The 17,591-nt window shown below is 58.2% G+C and carries 14 protein-coding genes; 6 read left to right on the top strand and 8 right to left on the bottom strand.

Annotated elements, in window-relative coordinates:
- The first annotated feature begins 27 nt into the window (after positions 1-27).
- Positions 28-1,050 carry a lipoprotein N-acyltransferase Lnb domain-containing protein gene (locus tag AMUC_RS12185; protein ID WP_012421022.1) on the top strand — a complete coding sequence of 341 codons (1,023 nt, stop codon included), beginning with the start codon at positions 28-30 and terminating at the stop codon, positions 1,048-1,050.
- Here AMUC_RS12185 and AMUC_RS10650 read toward each other — a convergent pair.
- Positions 1,040-1,633 (bottom strand): M15 family metallopeptidase, encoded by a 594-nt coding sequence (locus tag AMUC_RS10650; protein ID WP_012421021.1) that lies wholly within the window; start codon positions 1,631-1,633, stop codon positions 1,040-1,042. The two genes, AMUC_RS12185 and AMUC_RS10650, sit on opposite strands and share 11 nt — an antisense overlap.
- A 153-nt stretch (positions 1,634-1,786) precedes the next feature.
- Between AMUC_RS10650 and AMUC_RS10645 the strand changes: the two genes are divergently transcribed.
- Positions 1,787-3,250, top strand: coding sequence for a tryptophanase (locus AMUC_RS10645; protein ID WP_012421020.1), 1,464 nt, complete (start codon positions 1,787-1,789; stop codon positions 3,248-3,250).
- Positions 3,251-3,378: 128 nt separating this feature from the next.
- Here AMUC_RS10645 and AMUC_RS10640 read toward each other — a convergent pair whose 3' ends face one another.
- Complete coding sequence (locus tag AMUC_RS10640) at positions 3,379-4,428, bottom strand: serine/threonine protein kinase (protein ID WP_012421019.1); 1,050 nt, start codon at positions 4,426-4,428, stop codon at positions 3,379-3,381.
- Between the two features lie 79 nt (positions 4,429-4,507).
- Positions 4,508-5,455, bottom strand: coding sequence for a hypothetical protein (locus tag AMUC_RS10635; protein WP_012421018.1), 948 nt, complete (start codon positions 5,453-5,455; stop codon positions 4,508-4,510).
- Positions 5,456-5,563: 108 nt separating this feature from the next.
- Between AMUC_RS10635 and AMUC_RS10630 the strand changes: the two genes are divergently transcribed.
- From AMUC_RS10630 to proC, 3 genes are all read left to right on the top strand, one after another.
- Positions 5,564-6,481 (top strand): hypothetical protein, encoded by a 918-nt coding sequence (locus tag AMUC_RS10630; RefSeq protein ID WP_128252834.1) that lies wholly within the window; start codon positions 5,564-5,566, stop codon positions 6,479-6,481.
- 11 nt (positions 6,482-6,492) lie between these two features.
- Complete coding sequence (locus tag AMUC_RS10625; RefSeq protein ID WP_012421016.1) at positions 6,493-7,155, top strand: DNA-3-methyladenine glycosylase I; 663 nt, start codon at positions 6,493-6,495, stop codon at positions 7,153-7,155.
- A 70-nt stretch (positions 7,156-7,225) separates the two neighbouring features.
- The gene (gene proC, locus AMUC_RS10620) at positions 7,226-8,032 is read left to right on the top strand and encodes a pyrroline-5-carboxylate reductase (protein WP_012421015.1); all 807 of its coding nucleotides are present in this window, start codon (positions 7,226-7,228) and stop codon (positions 8,030-8,032) included.
- Positions 8,033-8,099: 67 nt separating this feature from the next.
- Here the strand turns inward: proC and AMUC_RS10615 are convergent, their stop codons facing one another.
- The 5 genes from AMUC_RS10615 to AMUC_RS10595 are packed head-to-tail and all read right to left on the bottom strand — an operon-like array spanning position 8,100 to position 15,308.
- On the bottom strand, positions 8,100-9,527 hold the full coding sequence (locus AMUC_RS10615; protein WP_012421014.1) for a hypothetical protein: 1,428 nt from the start codon (positions 9,525-9,527) through the stop codon (positions 8,100-8,102).
- Positions 9,528-9,538: 11 nt separating this feature from the next.
- A complete protein-coding gene (locus AMUC_RS10610) occupies positions 9,539-10,981 on the bottom strand; it encodes a hypothetical protein (RefSeq protein ID WP_012421013.1) in 1,443 nt (480 codons plus the stop codon).
- On the bottom strand, positions 10,971-11,972 hold the full coding sequence (locus tag AMUC_RS10605; RefSeq protein ID WP_012421012.1) for a prenyltransferase/squalene oxidase repeat-containing protein: 1,002 nt from the start codon (positions 11,970-11,972) through the stop codon (positions 10,971-10,973). Before AMUC_RS10605 ends, AMUC_RS10610 begins: the two co-directional genes overlap by 11 nt.
- Before the next feature lie 55 nt (positions 11,973-12,027).
- On the bottom strand, positions 12,028-12,681 hold the full coding sequence (locus AMUC_RS10600; RefSeq protein WP_012421011.1) for a hypothetical protein: 654 nt from the start codon (positions 12,679-12,681) through the stop codon (positions 12,028-12,030).
- Complete coding sequence (locus tag AMUC_RS10595) at positions 12,678-15,308, bottom strand: hypothetical protein (RefSeq protein ID WP_042448388.1); 2,631 nt, start codon at positions 15,306-15,308, stop codon at positions 12,678-12,680. Before AMUC_RS10595 ends, AMUC_RS10600 begins: the two co-directional genes overlap by 4 nt.
- 205 nt (positions 15,309-15,513) lie before the next feature.
- Between AMUC_RS10595 and AMUC_RS10590 the strand changes: the two genes are divergently transcribed.
- The gene (locus AMUC_RS10590) at positions 15,514-17,568 is read left to right on the top strand and encodes a methylmalonyl-CoA mutase family protein (protein ID WP_012421009.1); all 2,055 of its coding nucleotides are present in this window, start codon (positions 15,514-15,516) and stop codon (positions 17,566-17,568) included.
- Positions 17,569-17,591 lie beyond the last annotated feature (23 nt).

Below are 17,591 nucleotides of genomic sequence, written 5' to 3'. Positions count from 1 at the left end.
GAGCGCGCGGCCTGCTTTTCATTTTCCATGCATTTGACTTTCCTGCGCCGCGCGTGCCCGGCCGCCGCCCGCATCCTGATGACGGCGGCGTGGTTCTGTTTCTCCGTATGGGCGGCGGGCGTGGTTTTTTACAACGTATGGGGGGGAGCCGTGCTGGTGTGGCTGTACGTGGCGGCCATGGCATGCGCCTTCGCCCTCCGCGGAAAACGGCCCGTATTATGGCGCGCTTCCTGGGGAGTGCCGGCCCTGCTGCTGGCGTACTACCTGTGCATACCGGCGACGAACGATAAGGAATGGCAGCCGTCCTGGAGTCGCCTGCCCTCCGTGGAAATCAACGGAAATGAAATCGTGGTGAAGGACGTGCGCAGTTTTATCTACCGGACGGAGCGGGACTTCGACGCGCGCTATGTGACGCGCCGCTTTGACCTGGACAAGCTGGCTACGCTGGATTTTGCCGTGAGCCACTGGGATGGGATGGAATTCGTGGCCCATACCATGTTGTCCTTCGGTTTTGAGGATGGGAAGCATCTGGCCTTGTCCGTGGAAACGCGCCTGCCGGAGGGGGTGGAGCAGGGAACTGTCCCTGGCCTTTACAAGCAATTCAACGTGATTTACATCCTGGCGGACGAAGAAGACCTGTTCGCCCTGCGCACCAATTACCGGAAAGAGGACATGTACCTGTACCGCATCAACATCGGCAGGGAAAGCCTGAAAAAGGCCTTTCTGGGGTTTGCGGAAAAAATCAACAGCCTCCATGAACGCCCGCGCTATTATCATACCGTCACCGCCAACTGCACGACGGAACTGGTAGATACATTCAAAAGTTATCTGGGCGTGCGCCGCTGGCAGTGGACTCCCGTTTTTAACGGCATGTGTGATCAGAATGCCTATGACCGCGGGGAACTTCTCCACCTTCCCGGAGAAAGTTTCCGGGAGCTGAAAAAGCGCTCTTTCCTGGGGCATGGAGGGAACGGTGAGGACTGGCCAGCCCTCCGCCGCCGCTGGGAGGAGGGCTGGAGGACGTTCGCGTCCACTCCGGTCAAAGAGTAGAGAACTGGAAGTGCATCCAGTCGTAGTCGCGGGAGCGTCCCAGGGATACGGCCCCCTCCGCTTCCACGAATTGCCAGAAGGCGGCGTACTCCGGTCCGGACAATACCGCTTTCGGCGCGGGGATGTTCAGGCCGTTTCTGTCCGGGTCTATGTCCACGGCGATTCCCCAGGCGTGCATGGATGTGGCCTTTCCGCCGATGATGGAGCGGTTGTTGAAGCAGCCGCCGTACAGGTCCAGCCCCAGTTCCCTGATTTTCTCCATGCCGTAATGGTCCAGAGTAGCCTGGAAGATGCGGACGAGCGGTTCCGCCACCAGCTTGTGGCAGCGCATGGTGGAAACGGTCGTGTTTGTTTCCCACGCCAGCCGCATGATATAAGGCAGCTTGATGCTGGTCATGTTGCTTTCATCACCCGCACGGCCGAAGACGGATTTCCCGGAGCGCACTTCCTCCTGGCTGGGCCAGGATTGTTCCGGTTGGCGGATGCCCAGCCTGTCCAGCAGGGCCAGCGCCGTCTTGGGGCCGGGGATGCCGTCCGCATCCACGCTCAGGTGCTGTTGAATCAATTTCCAGTATTTTTTCATAGGGAGCCACGCTAGAAACTCCCTCCGGAAAGTTCCACATTTTTCCTTCCAGCGTCATTCCTGCCTTTACGGCGGGAGGCAAAAAAAGGCCGTTTGTCCTTTTATGTTGCGGAAAAGATTCATTCTGCTACACTTTTGTTTACCTTTTATTTTATGAATTCAGAACCATCCAACGTTGTCAAATTTTACAATGGGGAACAAATTCCCCTGGAACTGCATAAAGTCCGCGTGGTGCAGAAGCTGCATCTTGTCCCCGTGGAACGCCGCCTGGAAGCCGCACGGGAAGCCGGGTTCAACACCTTCCAGCTCAGCACGAACGATGTCTATCTGGACATGCTGACGGATTCCGGCGTCAACGCCATGAGCGACAACCAGATCGCCGCCATGTTCCGGGCGGATGACGCCTATGCCGGTTCCCAGAGCTTTGACCGCCTGAAGCAGGCTGTCCGGGATGTCTTCGGCAAGGAATACCTTCTGCCCGCCCACCAGGGGCGCGCCTGTGAAAACATCATTGCCCGCACCTTCGTGAAGCCCGGGGACGTGGTTCCAATGAACTACCATTTCACCACCACGCACGCCCATATTGACCTGAACGGCGGCAAGATTGAGGAACTGGTGGCTGATGAAGCCGTCAATCCGGTCAGCACCAATCCCTTCAAGGGCAATCTGGACCCCGGCAAGCTGCGGGACTGCATTGCCCGTCACGGGGCGGGCAAAATCCCCTTCGTGCGCATGGAAGCCTCAACCAACCTGATTGGCGGCCAGCCCTTCTCCATTGCCAACATGCGGGAAATCCGCGGCATTTGCGATGAATTCGGCATCATGCTGGTGCTGGACGCCTCCCTGATCGGGGAAAACGCCTACTTCATCAAGATGCGTGAAGACGAGTTCAGGGATGCGTCCTGCGCGGACATCCTGAAGACCATGTGCGGACTGGCGGATCTGGTGTATTTTTCCGCCCGCAAGGTTTCCTCCTCCCGCGGCGGCGGCATCTGCACGAACGACCGGGCCATTGCCAAGAAAATGGAGCATCTCGTTCCCCTCTTTGAAGGCTTTTTGACTTATGGCGGCATCTCCGTGCGGGAAATTGAGGCCATGGCCGTAGGCCTGTATGAAACCACGGATTTGACTGTGATTTCCCAGAGCCCCTCCTTCATTGAATATTTCATCGGCCAGATGGTGGACATGGGCATTCCCTGCGTAACCCCCGCTGGCGGTCTGGGCGCCCATATTGACGCAGGGCGTTTCCTGCCCCATATCCCGCAGGAGGACTATCCCGCCGGGGCTCTGGCGGCGGCTTTCTTCATCGCCTCCGGCGTGCGCGGCATGGAACGCGGCACGCTTTCCAGCGTCCGCGACGAAAAAGGCAAGGACATTCTGGCGGATGTGGAACTGCTCCGCCTGGCCTTCCCGCGCCGTGTTTTCACGTTATCCCAGGTGAAATATGTGGCGGACCGCATGAAGTGGCTCTATGACAACCGCGATTTGATTGGCGGCCTGGAATTTGTGGAGGAACCGCCCGTCCTGCGCTTCTTCATGGGCAAGCTCCGCGCCAAGAGCGACTGGCCTGAAAAACTGGCGGCCAAATACCGCCGGGACTTCGGGGAAAGCCTGTAAAGGCTGGTTCTCCCGTTCAATTCCGGATTGGCAAGGGCTGGACCGTCAGGTTCAGCCCTTGTTGCGTTGGGGGGGGCGTGTCTTTGCGGACATCACCCTTCAATGTTTCCGCCGGAAAGCGGCCGGAATCAGAAGTTAAGCAGACCCTGTTTCCAGCATACCCAGCCGATTGCCGTTGCGATGAGCAGGATGATGAGGAAAGCCGTGCCTGCGGAAGATTTTTTCCTGGCCTGGGGAAGAGCCTTCCTCGATACTCCGCCGGCCTGCAGGGTGCCTGCCGCCGCCATGGCGTTGATATAGTCATTCCATGCCTTGGCGGAATGGAAGCGGTTGCGTTCGTCCGGCGACAGGGCTTTGTCAATTCCGGAAAGGAAGTTCATGGGATAAGTTTTCCGCAGGGCCGCGTAACTAGTCACTTTCGGGTTGCGGTCCACCACGGAACGCTGGTCCGCAGGATGGGGAACCTGGCCCGTGAGCAATTCGTAGAACGTGGCGCCCAGTTCGTACATATCGCACCAGGGACCTATTTCGCTCCGGCGTCCGGGGTAGAATTCCGGCGGGGTATAGCCGGGCGTGATCTGGACGAGCCCCTGATGCTGGAGGGTCTTGGTGCGCACGGCGCCGAAGTCGATGAGCTTGGGCGTTCCGTCCGGCTGGATGAAGATGTTGCTCGGCTTGATGTCGCAATGGTACACACCCATGGAGTGAAGGTAGTGCAGGATGTCCAGCAGGCGGAACAGAAGATCCGTGGCCTGGGCCGGTTCCATGGTTTGCCCGGTGGCGTGCATGGTGGTCATCAGGTCGAACAGGGTCTGTCCCTGGATATTCTCCATGACGTAATAGCAGGTGCCGTTGGCGTCAAACATGTCAAACACCTGGACAATGCCGGGATGGTTGAGCTGGGACAGGACGGAAGCCTCCTGCCGGGAATTGGAAACGCTCTGGGAAAAATTGACGGCGGTCTGTTCGTTCCGGGGATGGACAACGCCGGTTTCCATATCCCGGCAGGCGTAGGCGTCCGGCATGCATTCCTTGATGACGACATACCGGGAACCGGGGTTGTCCAGAGCCAGGTACGTGATGCCGAAGCCGCCGGCGTTCAGCACGCTCAATATCGTATATTTGTCTTGCAGAACAGTATTGTCCGCAAGCGGGTAAACCAGTGTTTCTTGTTCCATGTCAGGGGGAAGGGCGGGTTGGAGCCGGGAAAATCTTTAATTTAATACGCAAGTTCTGTCAAGAATCTCTCCGCCGCATTCAGTAACAGGAGACGCGGAATTCATATTCTTCCACGCTGCCGCGTTCCAGGCAGGCGGCCAGCCAGTCGAACAGGGCTCCGAATTCCCCGCCCAGGGTTTCCCCCGTATCTGCCTCCAGCGTCTTCAGCCTTCCGGCGGCCAGCCGTACGGGTGTGAGTTCCGCCAGCAGGGCGGCGCATTCTTCATCTCCGGCTTTGAAAATTTCCTCCGCGCCGGGGAGTTCTCCCAGGCGTTCGTCCGCAATTTCCAGGCAAAGCACTCCTACGCCGAACTCGGCGGCCAGCCCGCGGAGGGCGGCGCATTCGGAATCATCCGGCAGTTCCCCCACAATGACCAGTTCTCCGCACTGTGCCCAGCGGGACGTGGCCAGAGTCCTGAAAAATTCCCTTCTGCCGTCTTCTCCACCGGGCATGCGGGCTACGCAGACGCTGCGGATGCCCATCATGGGTGCCCCGATCATGCGGCGGCGCTGAAGTGCGCTTTTGTCAAAAACAAGCGCGTTTCCCTCCCATTCCCCCTCCGGCCATTCCACAACGGCCAGATCCGGTTTTACCCAGGAAGTTCCGGTTTCACTGGTACTGAACACGAAAACGCCGCGGCCCGTGGTATCGTACTGGCGCACGGCCAGGGCCAGCGCCTTGGCGCGGCAGTTCAGGGCGTCCGGTTCGTTTTCCCCGAGGAACAGGGGCAAAAGCCCTCTGGGAGCGCGCTGCCCGTCCCGTTCCCTCATGCGCCTGTAATAGCCCTGGCCGCGTTCCACCTTGGCGATTTCCGAATCCGGCTCGGAAGCCATGAAAGAAAAATGGTAGCGCAGGGATGCGTCCGAATATTCCTCTCCCAGCCTCAGGCGCACCAGGCGGATGAGTTCTGTTCCCTTAATGGCCTGGGTCGGATCGGAAGGCAAAAGTTCCGGGAGCAGTTCTTCCAGCTGGGATCGTAAACTCATACGCGCTCCATGAGAACACGGGAGAAGCGCTTCTTCAAGGCGGAAGGAGTTCAGCACATGAAATAAAAAGCTCTTTTATTTGCTCCGGAATACGGCAAGATGATCCGCATGGCATGGATTACCTCCGGTTATATACCTTCGCCCGGGCGCATGGCCGTAATCGCCGGTACCACCTTTACGCAGCTGGTGCGCATGAAGGTGTTTCTCTTTCTTGGGCTCTTCGCCGTGGCGTTGCTGGCTCTGAGTTCCTTCCGCCTGAGCGCGGTGCTGGGACCTGAAACCGGGGGAATCAATGAACTCGTGCTGCTGAAAAACTCCGCCTACGGCGCCATGCGGGTGTTCGGCCTCTTTTTCTGCGTGGCGGCCACGGCCCTGATTATTCCCAGGGATGCGGAGGACCGTATTCTATACACTATCCTTTGCAAACCGGTGCCGCGCATCGACTATCTGATGGGGAAGGTTCTGGGGGTGCTGGCCCTGACCCTGGTTGCCGTTCTGCTGATGGATGCCGTAATGACGCTGGTGCTGTGGATGCGGACGGATACGGTGGTGGCGGAGCAGATAGCCTCGCTGAAAGGCCGTTATACGTTGGAGGAAATGCAGCCGTACCTGGACAGGATCCGCCTCCAGGGAGCTACCTGGAACGTGCAGACGGGGCTGGGCGTGATGATGTGCGAGTTTGTCGTGCTTTCCTCCCTCACGCTGTTGATGTCCTGCGTGACGAACGGCACCATTATCAGCGCGCTGCTGACGTTCATGATCTATCTGGCGGGACTGTTCCAGACGCAGGCTCTTTCCCTGTGGGTGGGATCCGGCACGGATGGCCTTTCCTGGTGGGAGGTGGCGGGCAGCAGGCTCTTTTCCCTGGTTTTTCCGAATTTCCAGATTTATTCCGTGACGGATTCCGCCCTGAACGGACGGCTTATTCCCCTTTCCCTGTTCGGAACCCTGGCCCTGATTACGCTGGGATACTTCGTCTTTCACATGACGCTGGCGGCGTGGCTGTTCAGGAAAAAGGAATTCTAAGGCGCAACCGTATGAAGGATATCATCAATGCGCGTTGCGGCTGGGCCGGAACCGATGAACTTTACATAAAATACCATGATGAAGAATGGGGCAGGCCTGTTTCCGATGACAAAACCCTATTTGAATTTCTGGTGCTGGAGAGCGCCCAGGCGGGATTATCCTGGCTTACTATCCTCCGGAAGCGCGAAGGATACCGGAGAGCCTTCCATGGCTTTGATGTGGAGAAAGTGGCGCGGATGACGGCAGAAGATGTGGAACGGTTGATGCGATTTGATGGAATTGTCAAAAACCGTTTGAAAATCAACAGCGCTGTCAATAATGCGAAACTGTTTATGGCCGTTCAGGAAGAATTCGGCAGTTTTTACCGGTACGTCTTGTCGTTTTTCCCCAATCATCAGCCCGTTGTTAACCATTTCAGCGCTCTGGCTCAGATTCCCGCTGTTTCTCCGGAGTCGGAAGCCATGAGCAGGGACATGAAAAGGCGGGGATTCAGGTTTTTCGGTCCGACGATCTGTTATGCGTTTTTCCAGGCAACCGGGTTTGTCAACGACCATATTGAGGGCTGTTTCTGCAACGCGGCCCAGTACGCAAAATCCCAACCGCAGGTCCAGCCAGAGACGTTGATAACAGGGCCGGAGGGAACAAACGCGGAAATGACGCATTCTCGTCCATAACCATGGGCCTTAATTGGCATTTCCATTTTCTATAAATCGCTTATATGTTGACTGTAAAAAATTATCAACCATGAAAACAGGTATCATCGGACTTGGAAAAATGGGAGGCGCCCTGTTGCGGGGCATGCTGAAATCCGGAGCAGCGGTTCCGGAGGAAGTTTGGGTGTACGATCATCATCATGAAAACGTGCAGGCCCTGCAGGAGGAATACCCCGGAGTTCATGAAGCTGCCTCGGAGGCGGATGCGGCGGACGCCGTGGAAGTCCTGATTCTGGCCGTGAAGCCGCACGGCGTCCTTCCGCTCATTTCCTCTCTTTCCGAACGGGGGGCGGAGCTTCCCCTTCTGATTTCTATCGCAGCCGCCGTTTCCCTGGATGATATGGAAGCCTGTGCCAGCGACGGAACGCGCATTATACGCGCCATGCCCAATACCCCGTGCATGGTGCTGGCCGGCGTCATCGCCTACAGTACGGGAAACGGCGTAAAAGATGAAGATGAAGAGGCTGCCCGGATGCTGCTTTCCGGCTGCGGCTCCGTTTACAAGGTGGCGGAATCCGGGATGAATGCCGTTTCCGCCATTTCCGGTTGCGGTCCTGCCTACATGTTTACGGCTCTGGATGCGCTTGCGGACGCAGGGGTAGCCATGGGATTGTCCAGGAAAACCGCTTTGGGGCTGGCTGCGGAAACCATGCGGGGGGCTTCCCTGATGCTGGAACGGACCGGGAAGCATCCCATGGCGCTCCGGGATGAGGTCACTTCCCCCGGAGGGACCACGATTGCCGCCCTGAATGCGCTGGATGAATGCGGCTTCCGCAATGCCTGGATTCAGGCGGTGAAAAGTGCCGTACGGCGCGCGGAGGAAATGGAGGAGCGGTAACGGATGCTTCTTCTGGCTTTCCCGGCAGCCGGCTTTCTCCGGAAAGGACGGCCTGGCGGAGAAGCCTTTATTTGCACCGGAACGGCGTTTCCCTCTGCTTCCTCAGCTCCGGGTTTTGCAGGTTGAACTGGACCTTTCTGACGGATTGGAGCGGAATCCGGACCTTGCCGACTGCGGATGAGCGCCCTTCCATGACCCCGTTCCGGATAGTTTCCAGGGCCAGGGAAAGGACGCTCTGGTCCGTCAGGAAAACGCGGGTGTCTGAGCTGTCTTCTGGAAGGTCCTTCTCTTCATGGCCTTTTTGGTCCAGTGCGCGTACCCTGGCGGTGGGAACGGTGACGTCATAATGGTCGGACTTGATGCGGATGGAGCCTTCCTCCTGAAGGGAAATGGCTCCCCTGAGCACGTCTCCGTTTACCAGCAGGGCCTTGTCTCTGGGGGCGGTCGGGTCGTAACGGGAAATGATGTCCAGCTCCTCCTCCAGATGGGGAATGGCTCCATTCCAGTCAAATACATTCAAATGGAATACGGCCATGTTCAAGCTGTCATAACCTCCCAGGGCAAGAGTGTTTCCCGGTTTGAATTCGTATTTCCCGGCGCTTTCTCCATCTTCCCCTTCATTGTCTCCGCTCTCGTTTTCAAAGATAGTGTCCATCTCTTTGACTTCCTCCCACCGGGCTACCTGTTCACCGTTGACGTACAGGTAATAATTGCCCTTTTCCGGATCGGCGTAAAAATGAACGTCGGAACGCTTGACGCTCTTGTCGGCATACCAGTTCCGCTCCGTGTTCCTTTTCACCCTGCCAAGCGTTCGGTACTGGCCGGAACTGTTCTTGGAAAGTTCCGCTTTTTCCAGGGAGAGATCCAGGTTGATGCTGTTTCCGGATTCGGAATCCTTCCAGAGGGCAAGATTAATCCGGAACGTATTGGTATGGTAAAGGGAGAACTGCACATGGAGGCGGGGTGGCATGGGGAAGGAAGTTTGCAGTTCCGTATTATTGGAGCCGCGCATGAGCCAGTATCCGTTGCGGCATTCGGGCAGCGTGCTTTTGGCTGAAGACTCCCAGCCCTGCAGGGATTCCGTAGCGTTGCGCAGGTAGGCTTTTTGTGAGTCGAACCCGATGTGGCGCACATATTTGCGGTCCATCTGAAGCAGGCCGCCCCAAGCGGTTTGGAGTTGAAGATTTTCCGCATCCAGCGCCTTCAGGGTGCCGTAAACCTCGTCCCCATTGGCCAGCCTGATGATGGAAAACTGTTCCGGTATTTCCAGCGGACGGGAAGAGGACAGCTCGTCAAGCTCTCCCATATGGACATCCACGGGTTTGGAAAGAATGCTGGAACGGACCTTTAGGTAAGGGCGGTTCATCGTATCCATGCTGCCCGGCAGTTTTTCCCCGGATTTAAGCGTAATGACACCTTCCGCACGAGCATGGGGCAGAAGGAGAGCGGTCGGCAGGGCGCAGGCGCACAGGAAAAGCGTAATTGCCTGTTTCATGGCGGGATCAATCAGGGAGTGGAACGGGATGGCTGGGCGGGATTCAGGAATTCCACGCGGGTGATGTTTTTCAGCGGCAGGGAAATCTGTCCGAGCTGCGGATGCCGCAGGATGATATTCAGGGAATCCATGCTCAGAATATCTCCGTGCAGGCGGGAACCGTCCTTCATCTGGAGGCTGTGGCGGGCTGGGGGGCGGGAGTCGTCTTTCCTGTTCTGTTCCGCAAAAAAGACGGTATCCAGATACTTGGCCGGGATGGAAAAATCACGGGGAATGCCCGGATAATCCTTGTCCGTGGAAAGCGTCAGCGTTCCGGTTTTGCTGTCGTAACCGCTGACGGAACCCGGAATGGCGTCTTCTTCCTTTGTCAGGACAAGGTCTGTCTCTGCATTCCCGTTTTTGGCCACGGATTTGGCGCTCAGGGTGATGGAGGAAAGGGCCAGTTTGCTGATGGTCAGGGACACGTGCCCTTCCATCTGGAGGCCGAAGGCGTCTCCCTGTAATGGCTGTTCCGGCGGGCTGGGGTCTGTTATCAGTCTGGGCGGCAGATCGCCTATCAACAGCTCGTAAACCTGCTTGTTTCCACCCTGGCGGGAGGCTGTCAATTGAATATCCACGCCCTCCGTCAGAATGGGGGCCGGAATGGCCGCTTCCCCCAGCACGAGGATGCCGGATTTCTGTTCCCGGAGCAGGGTGCATTTTCCGGGCGAGATGCTGAGCATGAGCCTGTTCAGGTTGCTGCCGGAATTGGACCGGAAAGGAATATTTTCATTCCCCCCGAAACAGAAGACAATGCCGGAGCGGTCATTATTGCCGTCCATGGTGATGGTGGTGCGGAAGGTGAAGGAGGAAGGATCCAGGCCGATATTCTTGTACAGGGGTATCCAGGTGGGGTAATCATTGTTGCCCAGCCGGTACTGGTACTTGTCCCCCTGGACTTTCGGCTTCAGGGCATTCATCAGTTTTCTCCCCGCCTGGGTGCGGTAGTCTTCCTCCCGGTTGCCGGAATAAACCCAGCTGTTGTCAAAAATCAGCGGTTCCTGCCAGAAGCCCTTTTCCTGCAGCGTATTCAGCCGGAACCCGGCCACCTGGCTGCGGGGAACGGAACGTTCATGGCCCAGCATGTCCCGGTACTGCACTTTGTCCTGTGTGATGGAAATGATATTGCACGGGATAATGTCCCTGTGCCCCGCAGCCATGAAAATTTTGTCCCGGGCGCGAAGATCCGGAGAGGCGGTTCCTGTAAAGTAAAGAGCGCGGATTCCCGACGGGAGAATGACGGCGTTCTGGCGCATGGCCGGGTGCTTGATGACGATGCCCTGTTTCCCGTAAGAAATGATTTCCCCGCGGAGGCGGTAATTGTTATCCGTAACCACGTCGATGACGGAATTGGCCCAGGCGGTCAGCAGGCAGGCCGGGGCCAGCAGCAGGGAAAGGCGGATTCTATTGTTCATAGATGGGTAGAAATCTGTAATTAAGCGCAAGGGAAAGCAGGGCGGCGGAAGTGGAATATGCCGCGGAATGATCGGAAAGCCAGGACCCGTTGGGCGCCTGGGAGGCTCCCAGATAGCGCATATTTTTGTAATTCCATTCCTTCCACACTTCCTGGTCCGCATGGAACAGGGCCTGTGACATGTAATATTCAAAATAAAACGGATAAGTGGAATCCCGGTAATTCAGGTGCTTTTTCAGGTAGGCCAGGGAATCCTTGAAGGACGGGTCCGTTTTAAGGCGCGCCAGGGACAGCGTCAGGGAACCGATGGCCGTGAGGGTGACGCGGGGACCCGCCGGCCCGGTGTAGCCGTAGGCGCCTTTCTTGTCGCGGCAGGAAGCCATGTACTTGAGGCCGCGTTCAAAAGCCTCGTCCGGCACGGGAATGCCCGCGTTGCGCGCCGCGAACAGGGAGACAAGCTGGCAGCCGGTCACCGTGCTGTCTGCGTCCGTGGATTCCGGGGAATAGCGCCAGCCTCCCGTTTTGTTTTTTTTCTGGGCGGTCAGTGTCAGAGCTACGGCCTTGCGGAGGGCGGGGCCTATGCGGTCGTCCCGCACCATGCCGTAGGCTTCCGCCAGGGCGAGAGTGGCGAAGCCGTGGTTGTACATGGAATCCCCAATGTAGCCGGATACCTTGTTCTGCTTGGACAGGATGTAATCTACGCAGCGGCGCACCATGGTGGCGTACGGCCCCGCGTTCGGATCGTCTCCGTGAGCCAGCACGGACATAAGGCAAAAGCCGATGATGCCGGGCTCCCTCCCGTAAGTTCCATCATAGGTTCCATCCGTTTTCTGGGCATTCTGAAGATAGCGTAGTCCCTTCACATACATCAGTTCCACCTGGGGAGGCACGGAAGAAGACGTTCTCATGGGGGATTGGGCCGCTGCGTTTTGCGGTGCGGCCGTCATGCAGCAGGTCAAGAAAGCGGTAAGCAGGAGGCGGGGATTTTTCATGGAAACGGGAAGTTGCTGTTCATGCGTGAAAGGGCTGTGTCCGGAGAGGGGCGTTTTACCTCTGTAAAGTCTTGTTGTAGGCGTCCAGCGCCTTGCGGAATTCGGAAGGCATGTCGTCTGCGGACATGCCGGTGGATTTGGGAACGGAACGCGTTTCCACAGCCGTGTCCGGATTGGAAACGCCTTTATCCTGGGAGGAGGCCATATTGGATTTTCCATTCGTTCCGCGTCCGGAATTGTTGCCGCTGCCTTTCTGGGAACCTTCCTGCCCTTTTTCATCCCCTTCCTGCTGTTCTGCGGACTGGGCGTCATGATCCATGCCGAGCAGTTGGCGCAGCATGTCCATAAGAGCTCTTCCTCCCGGCTTGGGCTGGCCGTCGGCCCCGGTCATCTTGGCCTTGGCTGCCTGGTAAATCAATTCAATCACATCCGACTGCGCGGCCAGCGTCTGGCCTCCGGTATTGTAAACTTCCAGCAGGTCCACGGCGTCATTCATGGCATGGCGGCATTTTTTCAGCAGTTCCACTACTTCCTCATTGGTTTCTCCCAGGATAAGGTCGGAAGTGTCCGCCTGGAGCTCGTCCTGTTGTACTGCCAGTTTGGATGCCGTTTCCTTGTGCTTGGCGGAATATTCCGGAGCAGGGGCCGGAGCGGCGGCGCAGGGCAGGGAAAGTGCCAGAATCATGGCTGGGAAATTGGCGGTATTCATGGGGCAGGTAGGGTAAATTTTTTGCGGTGTTCCTGTTCGGCGGCGCGGGTGCGCATGCGGATATCCTGTTCCTGTTGGATCATGCGGATGAGTTTCAGCATGAATTCAAACTCGGCATCGGAAATGGAGGACTGGCTGCCTCCCCCGCCGCCTCCTCCTCCCCCGCCGCCGCGGCGGCTCTTCTTATAGTCGTCTATCAATTTGGCCCAATGGCGCAGGGTGGAGGCATACAGGCGGGACTCGTCAATGGAGCGGGCCGTGATTGCGTTCAGGATATTGCCGTGCACCAGGTCCAGCTTATCCCGGAGGGAGAAAGCGTTCATCTGGTTGTACAGGTCGCTGTAAATGCGCTCCCCGGTGCGTGACTTGTAATAGCTGAGGTCTTCCAGAATCCAGCCTATGTCCTGCGTGGAGGCGTTTTGAAGGGTGGCGATGGTTTCCATTTCACGCCTGGTGGAAGGGTCAAGCTCCTCCATGGTCATGCCCGCAATGGTGTTGATCTGGCCGGCCAGTGCATGGGCGATGGAATCCTCCTTGGATGCGGCCTGCCTGAGCCGTGCCACGAATGTGCTGGCCTCCATGTCCTGCGCGGACTTGGAGAGCTGGTTCATGGTGTCTTTCAGCGCCTGTGTGGCTTCGGAATGGGAATTCTCCCCGTCGTTCAGGTCCTTCCTGCTTTCCTGCTCGGAGCGGCTCTCGGAGGCGGAATCCCGGAACTGCTTCTGGGCCATCTTCATGGGCCCGTCGGGAATGGGTTTGAGCATGGAAATTCCTTTCATGAATTCCTTCATGCCGGCCGGGTCTATCTGGGAATTGCGGGAGGCTTCCTTAAACAGGCTTTCCGAGCGGTTGAGCAAGTCTCCCAACTCGCGCCTGTTGGCCTGCTCTTCATCGGCCAGGGCGTGCAGGCGTTCCTGGGACTCCGCATCTTTCAATTTGCCGCTTTCCATTCCTTTCAGCCGTTTTGCCTCGTCCGCCATGGCGTCCATGCGGCGGATCATGCCTTCCAGCTCGCTGGTGATGCGTTCCAGTTCATTGCGGATCATCTGGGCGTGCTCGGACTTGGAAAGGACGAAAATAATCATGGGTTCCGAATAAACGCGCCTGCCTCCCGGTTTGTAATCCTGCGTAAACCCGCGGATGACGACGCGCTGGGGAGATAACTTCAGCGCCCTGGCCTGGAACAGGAATGTTCCTTTCAGCCCGGTCTGCGTGGGCTGTCCGTCCGCCAGCACTTTCTCCCCGCGGAGGCCGGGCGCCGGTTTGTCCGCACCGGCCGGTTTTGGAGCTGAGGCCCCGTTTTCACCCTCATTGCCGTCGTAAAAGGATTTTTCACCCTGCCATTCCACCCCCATTTCCCGGAGGCCGAAATCGTCCGCCGCCTCTACCTCCAGTTCAATGCTGGTATCCTCCAGCACGTAGCGGTCGTTTTCGCCGCCTCTCAGGTAAATTGAAGGCTGTTTGTCTTCAATGGGTTCCAGTCGTATCTTCACGGGCCGGGAAGCAGCCAGCCCGTCGCTGTCCATCCAGTCAAGCTCTATTTCCCTGGGCTCTTTCTCCAAAAGGATGTTCGGAATGATGACGCTGCTTCCGTCCACCCGGAGCGGCTGGCCCTGCGCGTCCTCCGCAGACTGCAGGCGCTGGGAGGCGGACACCTTCAACGTCAGCGTAGAGCCTTCCGGGGCGGAAATAACTCCTGCTCTCATGGCTTCCCTGCCGTTGGCGCGCGCCATATAGGCAGGATAGGCCACGCCGGCTTCGGCCCCCAGCAGGGAAGGGCGCCCCTTCGGGATGATGTTCAGCCGTCGCACGGCATCCCCTGCAAAAAACTCCAGGTTGTCCGCCTGTTGCATGGGGGGGATGTGGATCTTGTATGTGCCGTCCGCAAGAGGCGCCTGCTGGCTCACCCTGTTGCGGAAAAAATACTCTGCCGTCTGCGGGCGGGTTTTGGTTCCCTCCGCCAGCCGGATCTCATACAGGCAGCTCTCTCCCAGGGGAATGACCAGGGAATCCGGGGTGGGGGCCAGCTGGGTGAACGTATAGCGTTCCGGAGGATTGAACGGGCGGACCCAGCGTTTCAGGGCATTCCCTGCCGCTTCCGGGCTTACCGCACATACGGCCGCCGTGCATGCGGCGAGAACCGTCAGCAGGACGAACAGCTTTCTGTGGCTGGGCCGGGGGATGTTAGCCGTCAGGTCCCGGGCGGACACTTCGCGGGCCACCTGCTCCATGGCCGCCTCTTTCAGTTTTTCGGAACCGTATTGGCGGCCGTGCTTTTCGGAATCCAGTTCGATGACGCCCAGGAGACGATCCCCCAGGGCCGCGTCCGTCCGGGAAATCAGCCGCGCCAGCTGGGATTCCGTGCGCCTCTGCCACACCCACCGGAAACTCCACCAGGGAATAAACACCGCCAGGCCGGACACGGCGATGAAAAACAGGAGCCAGCCGACGGCGGGGGGCGTCTCCCACAATCTGTCGGAAAGGTACAGGAGCGCGTAGGAAAGAATGACGGCAATGCCTGCAAGGCATACGGCTTCCAGCATCTTCGCCGTTCTGAGGCGGCGCCGGAAAGTTCGGAGCTGCCGGACCAGCTGGGGAGGGAGTTTGACGGTAGTAGAAGGGGGCATGCTTATTCCCGTATTTACGCCATGGACAGCGTTTTTGCAAGTTTGCCTCGCGTGATGCAGCAAATTCGCATTTGCGGGCGGACGGGAGTATTTTTCTCGCTGGACTTTACACTTTGATTTCCTAAAATAATGTTGCGCTTTAAACTTGGCCTGGTTTGCGCATAGTTAAAAACCAACATATTAGGCCTTACCCATTGACTTCGCCATGCAACAGGGAAATAAAACAACGGCTCCGGAAATTGATTTCGGAGAATTCGCACCAGCCACATACGCCGAATGGCGCGAGGCAGCAGTCGCTGCCCTGAAAGGGGCTGATTTTGACAAAAAGCTTTTTACCAAGCTTGTGGAGGGAATTACCCTGCATCCCATCTATAACAAATGGGATGAACATTCCCCGGTAATGCCTGCCGGGCAATTTCCGTACCGCCGCGGAACGCGCGCCCTGGGCTATATGGAAAAGCCCTGCGAAATCGCCCAGAGCATTCCCGCTTCCTCTCCGGAAGACTTCAACGCCAAGCTTCTGCATGACCTGGACCGCGGCCTGACCGCCGTAAACGTTCAGCTCAACTGCAAATGCGGCCTGAAGCTGCGCAAGCAGGCTGACTGGGATGCGGCCCTCAGGGGCGTCCGGCTGGACGGGCTTCCCGTATATGTCACTCCCGGTTCCTGCGGCCTGGGAACCCTCTCCATGTTCCTGAACACCTGCAAGGCCGCCGGCGTCAAGACGGCGGACCTCAAGGGCGGCGTTCTGTATGACCCGGTGGGGAAAGCTGTGATGAAGGGCTCCCTTTGCGGGGGGAAGGGCATCTGCGCCTACTATGACCAGATGGCCGTGATGACCAAATGGGCTGTTGCCAACGCTCCCGGCTTCCAGACCATCGGCGTCAGCGGGCTGCCTTACGCGGACTCCGGAGCTTCCGCCTTTGAGGAAGTGGGCGCCATGCTGTCCACTGCCGTGGCCTACCTGCGCGCCATGGAGGAACGCGGCCTCTCCGTGGATGAAACTGCGGCGCACATGCGCTTTACGGTTTCCATCGGCGCCAACCTGTTCCTGGAAATCGCCAAAATCCGCGCTCTGCGCGAACTTTGGGCCATCATCGTAAAAGAATGCGGCGGCAGCGAGGAAGCTGCCAAAATCAAGCTCCATGCCCGCACCTCCTTCTGGACCCTCTCCAAGGTGGATCCCTGGGTCAACCTGCTGCGCGGCTCCGCCCAGGCGTTCTCCGCCATCATGGGCGGCGTGGACAGTATTGACGTTCTTCCCTTTGACGCTGCCGTGCGCATGCCGGACGAATTCTCTCGCCGCATTGCCCGCAACTGCCCGCTGATTCTGCTGGGCGAATGCAATCTGGACAAGGTCGTTGACCCCGCCGGCGGTTCCTGGTACCTGGAAAACCTGACGGATGAAGCCTCCCGGAAGATATGGGAATTCTTCCAGGGCATCGAAAAGGAAGGCGGCATCGTCAAGGCCCTCAAAGCCGGCAGCATCCAGAAGAAGGTGAACGCCACCGCCGCCAGGCGTTACGAGCTGGCGGACCAGCGCCGGCAGTCCATCGTGGGCGTCAACCAGTATGTCAACCTGGCGGAGAAAAAGCTGGAAGTTCCGGAAGGCTCCTGCTGTTCCGCCCACAAGGGCCACGGCTGCTGCAAGAATGCGGATATTCAGCTCCCGGTCGTGGAAATGAGCGTGGACTCCGCCTGCAAGGCCGCCGAAGAAGGCTTTTCCACCTGCCTTATCAACAAGGCCCTGGTGGCCGGCGCTGACTGCAAGTGCGGCGAACCCCTGGAAATGGAAGCCCTGCCGAAGCGCCGCCTGGCGGAACGTTTTGAATCCCTGCTCGCCAAGGCTGACGCCTGGGTGGCAGAAAAGGGTTCCCGCCCGATGGTCTTCTTCGCCAACATGGGGCCGCTCCGCCAGCACAAGGCCCGCGCGGACTTCTCCCGCGACTTCCTGCGCGCCGGCGGTCTGGATGTGGTTTATCCGGCCGGCTTCCAAACTCCGGAAGACGCGGCCAGGGCAGCTGCGGAAAGCGGCTGCGCCGTGTGCGTCATCTGCTCCACGGATGACACTTATCCGGAAATCGTCCCCGCCTTCTGCAAGGCTCTCAGGGAGACCAGACCGGACATGATGGTGGCCCTTGCCGGTTATCCGGCCGACTATGTGGAAGCATTCAAGGAAGCCGGCGTGGACATCTTCATCCACGTCAAGGCCAACTGCTACAACACCGTTGAAGCCATTCAAAACAAAATCGGCCTTTAATAACCACCAACCTATTCCACCCA

Source organism: Akkermansia muciniphila ATCC BAA-835 (genome assembly GCF_000020225.1).
GTDB classification, from domain to species: Bacteria; Verrucomicrobiota; Verrucomicrobiia; order Verrucomicrobiales; family Akkermansiaceae; genus Akkermansia; species Akkermansia muciniphila.
This window is presented reverse-complemented; position numbering and strand designations above follow the sequence as displayed.